The 8,779-nt window shown below is 70.2% G+C and carries 7 protein-coding genes and 1 pseudogene; 4 read left to right on the forward strand and 4 right to left on the reverse strand.

Annotation, left to right across the window (positions count from 1 at the left end; translation table 11 throughout):
• The 3 genes from G6031_RS10795 to G6031_RS10805 all read right to left on the reverse strand — a co-directional run.
• A partial coding sequence (locus tag G6031_RS10795; RefSeq protein ID WP_241737300.1) for an ice-binding family protein occupies positions 1–1,122 on the reverse strand: 1,122 nt, incomplete at its 3' end.
• Between the two features lie 559 nt (positions 1,123–1,681).
• Entirely contained in the window at positions 1,682–2,455 is a 774-nt protein-coding gene (locus G6031_RS10800) for an SDR family NAD(P)-dependent oxidoreductase (RefSeq protein ID WP_179524093.1), read from the reverse strand.
• Entirely contained in the window at positions 2,452–3,960 is a 1,509-nt protein-coding gene (locus G6031_RS10805) for an NAD(P)/FAD-dependent oxidoreductase (RefSeq protein WP_182653249.1), read from the reverse strand. Before G6031_RS10805 ends, G6031_RS10800 begins: the two co-directional genes overlap by 4 nt.
• Before the next feature lie 90 nt (positions 3,961–4,050).
• Between G6031_RS10805 and G6031_RS10810 the strand changes: the two genes are divergently transcribed.
• The 4 genes from G6031_RS10810 to G6031_RS10825 all read left to right on the forward strand — a co-directional run bounded on the left by G6031_RS10810 (position 4,051) and on the right by G6031_RS10825 (position 8,215).
• Positions 4,051–5,097 (forward strand): AraC family transcriptional regulator ligand-binding domain-containing protein, encoded by a 1,047-nt coding sequence (locus G6031_RS10810; RefSeq protein ID WP_182653250.1) that lies wholly within the window; start codon positions 4,051–4,053, stop codon positions 5,095–5,097.
• Positions 5,098–5,159: 62 nt separating this feature from the next.
• Complete coding sequence (locus G6031_RS10815; RefSeq protein WP_182653251.1) at positions 5,160–6,776, forward strand: AMP-binding protein; 1,617 nt, start codon at positions 5,160–5,162, stop codon at positions 6,774–6,776.
• 13 nt (positions 6,777–6,789) lie between these two features.
• Positions 6,790–7,785: an LLM class flavin-dependent oxidoreductase gene (locus G6031_RS10820; protein WP_182638902.1), complete on the forward strand. Its 996-nt coding sequence runs from the start codon at positions 6,790–6,792 to the stop codon at positions 7,783–7,785.
• 34 nt (positions 7,786–7,819) lie between these two features.
• Positions 7,820–8,215: a hypothetical protein gene (locus G6031_RS10825; RefSeq protein ID WP_179524098.1), complete on the forward strand. Its 396-nt coding sequence runs from the start codon at positions 7,820–7,822 to the stop codon at positions 8,213–8,215.
• A gap of 4 nt (positions 8,216–8,219) precedes the next feature.
• Here the strand turns inward: G6031_RS10825 and G6031_RS10830 are convergent.
• Positions 8,220–8,779: pseudogene (locus tag G6031_RS10830) on the reverse strand (adenosine deaminase); the annotation flags it as partial.

Consider the following 8,779-nt stretch of genomic DNA (forward strand, 5'->3'; position numbering starts at 1 on the left):
CGCGCCGCGGCCGTTGGGCGCCTCGGGTCCCGGGGCCATCGGCGCGGGGGCGACGGGGAGGGCCGGAGCCGGTCCGGGCATGGCCGATCCGGCCAGCGGCGGGAACTCCGGAAGGGCGGGCAACGGAATTCCGAGATCTCCTAGCGACTGCCCGATCATCGGCCCGACGACCGGTGCGGCGGCGACCGAGCCCCCGATCAGGATGGCCGGGAGCAGGATCGGGAGGAGGGGCATGACGGATGCGCCGTTGGGGACGGTCGTCGTGGGAACCGGCACAGAGGTGGTCGGGGTCGTGGAGTCGGACGGCCCCGTGGTGGTGGGCGTCGTCGAGTCGTCGGTGTCGGTCGTCCCGGTGGTCGTCGGCGTCGTCGAGTCATCGGGATCGGTCGTGCCGGTGGTCGTCGGCGTCGTGGGCTCGGTGGTGTCCGTCGGCGCCGTCGTGGTCGGAGGCGTCGAGGTGGTGGTCGGCGCTTCACAGTCCGGCGCGGTGATCACGTTGTTGTCCAGGGTGACAGCCCCGTTTCGGGCGAGGAGGCGTCCCTGGACCGTCGCCCCGGTGTTGACGGTGATGGAGGTCAACGCTATAACGGTGCCGACGAAGTCGGCGTTGGTTCCCAGCGTCGCCGAGCTCCCGACCTGCCAGAACACGTTGCACGGGCTGGCCCCGTTGATGAGGGCCACCGTGCCGCCGGACGCGATGGTCAGGGTGTCGGCTGCCTGGAAGATGAAGACGGCGTTCGGGTTGTTCTGTGCGTTTAGGGTGACCGTCCCGGTCAGGGCCATGTCGGTGGCCTGGAAGTAGGTGCCGTCGACGAATGTCTGACCACCGAGGTCGGCGCTCACGGTTCCGGTGACGGCCCGCCCGGCCGCATCGTTGTACGCCGTGGTCAGGTCTGCCTTGGCCTGGATGGCGACATCATCGGACACATGTTGGGTTCCGCCTGTCACCGTTCCGGGCGGGAAGCCGGTGACGGAGCTGCCCGGGCTCAGTCCGAGATCACCGGCGATGGTGGACGGCCCGGTGTTGGTGACAGTCGACCCCGCCAGTACGGCGAAGGAGTCGGCGGTACCGAGTTCGACGGGGGCGTGGGCCGCCGAGGCGACTCCCCCGAATGTCGTCATGGCCGCAGTGGTCGCGACGGCGACGCCCGCCACCAGCCAACGTCGCAGAGAACGGGTGTGTGTAGGTGCGTGCACTGTTGACATGGTTTTCCCACTTACGTGTGGTCCTGCTGAGGGGAGTCGCGAGGGTTCTCGCGAGAGGTCGTGCAGAGAGGTCGTGCAGAGGGGTGGTGTCGAGGGGTGGTGTCGAGGGGTGGTGCAGGAGGAACCTTCAATGGGGCGAGCGTGGTGCGGGCGCTCAAGCCGAATTCCTTATGCCCAGTATGCCCTGATCTCAGAAATGCACAATGCACCAAGTGATGACGGAAGGCAGATCGCCTCGGCATCGTCGCTCGTCAGCGGGCTGCTACGCCGGTGTCGAATGCCGGGAGTGGGCACTCGATATCGTTCTGGCACAGGGCCGAGAATTGGGGAAGAAAAGATTAGATCGAGGTGGGTCAAAGGCGGTTGAATGCCCGCATGGCAGAGGGTTCTCACTATAGAGGTGGCCCCTGCCGATGATCTCGACACGCGTCACCGGGCCGTGCGCCCGGGGGAGGCCCGGGCGCACGGGCGGTGGTCAGCCCCGTCGCTCGATCACGCGGCCGATGAGACGCGTCCCGGCCAGGAAGGGGACGCGGGTGAACCGCTTGGAGTACCAGGTGGCGGTGCTCAGCGCGTCGGGAGTGATGACCAACCGCCGGGCCTGGATGGCCCGCACCGATCGCGCGGCGACCTTCTCCGAGGTCAAGGGGGTCTTGGAGAGGAGCATGCGCGCCGCCTCGTCGGCCTTCGGGTCGTCGCCGGAGAGGGAATCGGCGAGTCCGGACCGGAAGAACAGGGGGCAGATGACGGACGCGCTGATGCCGCGGGGGCGAAGCTCGGCGTCGAGGGTCTCCGCCAGAGCGACCGCCGCGGCCTTGGTCGCGTTGTAGGCGCCCATGTGGGGCGCGTGCACCAGACCTGCGGCGGAGGCGGTGATGACCACCCGGCCACCTCGTCCGAGCGTCGGGACCAGTGCCTTGCAGCCTCGGACCACGCCGAGCAGGTTGATGTCGACGATGCGCTGCCACGAGTCCATCGACGTGGCGTCCAGCCGCCCGCCGACCGCGATGCCGGCGTTGTTGATGAGGATGTCCAGCGAGTCCACGGCACGCGCGGCGGCGGCCCAGTCGTCGTCGTCGGTCACGTCGAGCCTGCGGTAGCTCCACTGGCCGGAGAGGCCGGTCACGGCGGGTGGGGCCTCGGCGTGCAGGTCGGTCAGGATGACCTCGTCGCCGGCCGCCAGGTACTCGCGGGCGAGCGCCAGACCCAGCCCCGAGGCGGCGCCGGTGATGAAGACGCGGCGGGTCATCGGACGGCCTCCTGCGGGATCTGCGCGTCGAACGCCATGTCGCGACGCTGGTCACCGAAGGTCAGCTCGGGGATCTCGGCAAGGTAGTTCTGTACGTATGTCCAGGGACGGTCGGTTCCCTGCCTCGGGAAGCGGTGCACGCCGCGCTGGACATACCCGGCGTCGAGGTCCAGGAGCGGGCGATCGCCCTTCACCTCGGGGGGGATAGGCGCGTAGATCTTCTCACCGTTCTTCTCCCCGGCCCGCCACAGCTTGACCATGTAGCGGGAGACCATGTCCGCCCGCAGGGTCCAGGAGGCGTTGACGTATCCCACGGTGAAGCTGAAGTTGGGCACGCCGGCGAGCATCATGCCGCGGTAGGTGGTCAGGTCGGCGGGCTCGAGCTCGCGGCCGTCGATGCTCAGGGTTCCGCCGCCGAACGCCTCGAGTTCCAGGCCGGTGGCGGAGACGATGACGTCCGCCTCGAGCTCCACGCCCGAATCCAGGCGGATACCGCGTTCGGTGAACGTGTCGATGTGTCCGGTCACCACGCGCGCGCCCCGTTGCATCGCCCGGAAGATGTCCCCGTCGGGGGCTTTGCACACCCGCTGGTCCCAGGGCTTGTACGACGGGGTGAAGTGCTCGGCGATCTGCTCGCGGGAGATGTAGCGGCGTTGCAGGAGCCGCAGCCCCTGGGTGAAGGCCCAGGGGAACCGCTGAGCGACGAGATACTGGACCATGTCGCGAGCGCCGTGGGTGAAACGGGCGGCGCGGTACGCCGGTTGTGCCGGCAGCACGCGTTGCCACACGGCGCTGATGATGTCCTTCTCGGGGAGCGGGGCGACGTAGCTCGGGGTCCGCTGGAGCATCGTGACGTCGGCGCCGAGGTTCTCCAGGGCCGGGACGAGGGTGACGGCGGTGGCTCCGGAACCGATCACGATGAACTTCCGCCCCGCGTAGTCGACGCCTTCGGGCCATAGCTGGGGGTGGATGATCTCGCCGGCGAACTCCTGTTCGCCCGGGAAGTCGGGTCGGAAGCCCTGGGAGTGCGAGTAGTAGCCGGACCCGTAGTGGACGCGGCGGGCCCACACCGTGCGCTCGGTGGAGCTCCCGTCCTCGACCCGGACGCTCGTGACCTTCCACAGGCCCTTCTCGCTCTGCCAGTCCGCGTTCTGTATCCAGGACCCCAGATGCAGGCGCTCGAGGACTCCACAGTCACGGGCGGTGTCGCGGATGTACTCCTTGATCTCCTCACCCTGCCCGAGCGTCGAGGAGTGCGGCCAGGGGCGGAACGGGAACCCGAACGTGGCCATGTCCGAGTCCGACCGGATCCCCGGGTAGCGGAAGGTGTTCCAGGTGCCGCCCAGGTCGTCCTGTGCGTCGTGGACCTCCCACGACCAGTGGGGGAACGTGGTGGAGACGTGGTGGGCCAGGTCGATGCCGGAGATGCCGGCGCCGACGATCAGGAGGTCCAGCGGGTTCTCGGGTGCGCCGGCCGGTGGGCGGCGGTCAGCAGAGGCTGTCATACGGAGGACGATAGTCCCGATCCCGCCGAACAAGTTGCCGAAACGCGCCAAGAGGTTGCTCTATCGCGCCATGTGGCGGAGAGTTCTGAGGTGGCATACGTCAGATCGGCAGGCCTGAGGGGCGTCAGGGCGGTGATCGATGCGCTGGGTGGCGACGCCGACGACCTGGCCCGGCGCAGTGGGCTGCCGGGCGGCGCCCTCGACAGCGACGAGATCCTGGTGCAGGATCTCGCGATCGGCTTCCTCCTCGAGACGGCGGCCGTCGAGTTGCGCTGCCCCGACTTCGGCCTGCTGGTGGCGTTGCGTCAGGACCTCGGTCTGCTCGGCCCCGTGGCCGCGGCCATCAGGCACGCCCCGACCACCACCCGGGCGTTGGAGATGACCTCCAAGTACCTGTTCTTCCACGCCCGGTCGCTCGAGATCACGGTCGTCCCGGATCCGGAGGCGGACCCCGGTGTGCTGGGGGTGCGGTTCGGTTACCGGGACGACGCGGCCGCGCTGCCTCCCCAGGCGGTCGACATGGTCCTGCTCTTCCTGCACCGGTCCATGCTCGCCCTCCTCGGGGGGGAGTACGGACTGCTGTCGGTCGAGCTCCCGAACCCGCTCAACACGGTGCCCGCTCGCTACCGGGAGCTGTTCTCCGCCCCGGCGAGACCACTCGCGTCGGCCGCGATGCTCCGCGTCCCCGCCGCGCTCCTCGGCCGGGAGATCACGGGCGGCGACCTGATGGCCCACGAGCTGGCTCTGAGCTATCTGGAACAGCACGGTCCCGCACGGGACCAGACGTACGCCGGGCGGACCAGGACCCTGCTCCTGCGGTCCCTCGACACGGGGACCTCGACCCTGGGCGACGTCGCCGCACTCCTCTCGGTCTCGCCGCGGACCCTGCAGCGGCACCTCACCGGTGAGGGCACGTCCTTCTCCGGGATCCGGGACGAGGTGCGGCGCGATGTGGCCGCCCGATTGTTGGCCACCACCGAGATCCCCCTCTACCAGATCGCCTCGGCCCTGGCGCTCGACGATGTGACGACGTTCAGTCAGTACGCGCGCCGGTGGTGGGGGGTCACGGCCAGGCAGTTCAGGGCCGACAGGAGGGGTCCGGGCGCCGTGGGTCGGCCCGCGATCGAACTTTCCTGACGAGTGTCAGCTGGACTCGCTATGATCCAGATCACACCGCCCCTGCGTCCCCGAGGACCCCCATGGCCGACACCGTTCGCGAACAACTCCGCCGTCACGCCGACTCCGACTCCCCGGCGATCCGCTACGAGGACCTGACCATCTCCTGGCGCGAGTACATCTCGGCCGCCGACCGTCGCGCCGGAGCACTCGACGCGATGCTCGACGACTCCCGACCCCGGCACGTGGGCACGCTCCTGGAGAACACCCCGGAGATGCTCTACGCGCTCGCCGCGGGCGCTCTCGGCGGCGTCGTCATCGCGGGTATCAACGCGACTCGTCGCGGTGAGGGGCTGGCCCGCGACATCAGGCGGGCGGACTGTCAGGTCCTGCTCACCGACTCCCAGCTCGCGCCCCTGCTCGACGGGTTGGACCTGGGCGATGTCAGTGTCATCGACACGGACTCCGACGAGTGGGCGGCCACGGTCGCCGCGTCGGAGCCCCCGGCCGATCCCCCGGTGGCCGATGCCGGCGACCCGTTCATGCTCATCTTCACCTCGGGGACGTCCGGGGACCCGAAAGCGGTGCAGGTCGGCAACTTCACGGTCACCATGTCGGGCGAGGCGCTCGCTCCGTCCTTCGAGCTGACCTCCGAGGACGTGCTGTACCTGTCCATGCCGCTGTTCCACTCCAACGCCATCATGAGTGGCTTCTCGCCCGCGATCGCCGTGGGCGCCACCATGGTGCTCGCCCGACGCTTCAGTGCGACCCGCTTCGGCGACGACATCCGCAGGTACGGGGTCACGTACATGAACTACGTGGGGAAACCGCTCGCGTACATCCTCGACACCCCGGCTCGCCCCGACGACGCGGAGACCACCCTGCGCGCGGCCTTCGGGAACGAGGCCGCGGCCAAGGACATCCCCGCGTTCGCCGAGCGGTTCGGCTGCACCGTGCGGGACGCCTACGGCTCCACCGAACTCGCAATCATCGTCGTCCGGACCGAGAACTCGCCGCTCGAGTCCATCGGCGAACCGTTCCCGGGGGTCGCGGTGTACGACCCGGTGACGGTGACCGAGTGTCCCCGCGCGATCTTCGACGACACCGGTGCGGTGGCCAATCTCGACGAGTGTGTGGGCGAGCTGGTCAACACCGAGGGAGCCGGCTTCTTCGCCGGCTACTACAACAACGAGCAGGCCACGTCCGATCGCATGCGGGACGGGATGTACTGGTCCGGCGACCTGGCCTACCGCGACGCGGACGGCAACGTGTACATGGCCGGTCGCAGCGGGGACTGGCTGCGGGTCGACGGGGAGAACATGGCCGCCGGGATCGTCGAGGAGATCCTCCTCCGACATCCCGCGGTCTCCCGGGTGGCGGTGTACGGGCTGCCCGACCCCCGCGGCGTCGGCGACCAGCTCGCCGCGGCCGTGGTGGTCCGGCACGACAGCGAGCTCGAGCCCGCCGGGTTCGAGGAGTTCCTGGCCTCCCAGCCCGATCTCTCTCCCAAGGCGTGGCCGCGCTGGGTCCGGGTCTCCGATGCGCTCCCCACCACGGCGACCAACAAGATCCTCAAGAGAGCCCTGGTCGAGGACGGGGTCGGCGGCACCGCCGGCGGTGCCGACACCTGGTGGGAGCGGGAGGAGCGAGGCACGTCCTATGCGGTCCTCGCCGACTCCCGCGCGGGTACCGCGGTCTGATGGACCGCGCCTGATGGTCTACGTCGTCACCCGCTTCGACTTCCGGGCGCCCGGCGCGGACGCGGCCGAGCGCCGGGACCGCTACCGGGCGGCCCTCGCCATGGCCAGGTACGCGGAGGAGTCGGGCCAGGACGCCGTCAACCTCTCCGAGCACCACGGCTCCGAGGACGACTATCTCCCGTCGCCGCTCATCGCTGCGGCGGCGGTGGCCGCGGTGACCGAGCGGATCCAGATCGCGGTGTGGGCCCTGCTCGCGCCGCTGTACGATCCGGTCCGGCTGGCCGAGGACATCGCGGTCCTCGACCACGTGGCGTCCGGGCGGGTGAGCTTCACCTTCGGGCTCGGCTACCGACCGGTCGAATACGCGATGCACTCCCGGGACTGGAAGAGGCGTGGGGCACGGCTGGAACAGCAGTTGGAGACGATGCTCGCGGCGTGGGCGGGGGAACCGGTCGGCGACGATCCGGTCGACGGTTCGCCTCGGTCGCGCGTGACACCGAGACCATTCTCGGATCCGCACCCGCTGATCTTCCTCGGCGGCGCAGGCGCGGCCGCCCGTCGGGCCGGGCGCCTGGGCATGCATTACCAACCGCAGGTCAACGATCCGGAGCTCGCCGAGTTGTACCGAGCCGAGTGTCGCGCGAACGGGCATGAGCCCGGCCTCGTGGTGACCCCGGTCTCTGGTCCCGCCGCGGTATTCTGCGCGCAGGATCCCGACGAGTTCTGGGAGAGGTACGGCGGGTACCTCCTCGCCGACGCGGAGGCCTACCGTGCCTGGCAGACGGCCTCCGGTCGCAACTCCTTCGTCCACTCCGACGCCCGCTCGGTCGAGGACCTGCGCGCCGAGGGGGTGTACCTGGTGGCCACCCCGGACCAGCTCGTCGAGCGGGTCCGGTCTCGCGAACTGGGCCTGATCGCGGGCCACCCGATGTGCGGCGGGATGCCGATCGACGCCGCGTGGGAGTCGTTGCGACTGCTCGGGGAACGAGTGCTGCCGCACGTTCGGTGAGAACGCCGGGATCGGGGTCCGTAGTCTCGGGCGAATGGGAAACGACACGGCACTCAACGACACGGCACACGCCGTCCGGTACTGGTCCATGCCCGCCGCGCTGGGGGCGATGGGCGCGCTGCACTTCGTGGCGCCCAGACCCTTCGACGGGCTCATCCCGCCGGAGCTGCCGGGGAGCGCCCGGGCGTGGACCTACGGGTCCGGCGTCGCTGAGATGGCCGTGGCGGCACTGTTGGCCGTGCCCCGGACCCGGGCCCTGGGCGGGGCGGCGGCAGTGGCGCTGTTCGTCGGGGTACTGCCCGGGAACGTGCAGATGGTGCGGGCCTGGCGGAGGAAGCCGGTGTGGCCCTACCAGGTGATCGCGTGGGGCCGCCTGCCGCTGCAGGTGCCGATGATCCTCGCGGCCGACAGGATCCGCCGAGGCGCCTGAGCGCTCAGCTCGCCGGGTCGGCTGCCCCGGTTTCCCAGGCGTCGACCCGCGCCAGGGCGTCGCGCTTGAGATCGGCGGGCGCGAAGGACGAGTCGATCGACGACCGGGCGCACGCGGCGAGTCGCGCCTCCGGGATGCCCATCCGCTCGCGCGCCAGCACGTACTCGTCCACCACGTCGACGCCGAACAGCAATGGGTCGTCGGCGCCGATCGAGCAGCGGACCCCGGCGTCGAGCAGCGCGGGGAGCGGGTGGTCCCCGAGCGTGGGGTAGACGCCCAGAACTACGTTCGAACTCGGGCACACGTCCAGGCAGACCCCGCTCGCGGCGAGCTGTTCGACCAGCCGGGGGTCCTCGGCGGCGCGGACCCCGTGCTGGATGCGGTCGACGCCCAGCTGCAGCGCTGATCGCACCTCCTCGGGCCCGGCCAACTCCCCGGCGTGGGGCACCACGCCCAGACCGGCGTCGCGGGCGATCGCGAAGGCCTCCGCCGCCCCGGCCACGGGATTCCCACGTTCATCGGCCACGAGGCCCACGGCCACGACCCCACGGTCGGCGAACCGCG

Source organism: Dietzia sp. CQ4 (genome assembly GCF_014145125.1).
Taxonomy (GTDB): Bacteria; Actinomycetota; Actinomycetes; order Mycobacteriales; family Mycobacteriaceae; genus Dietzia; species Dietzia natronolimnaea.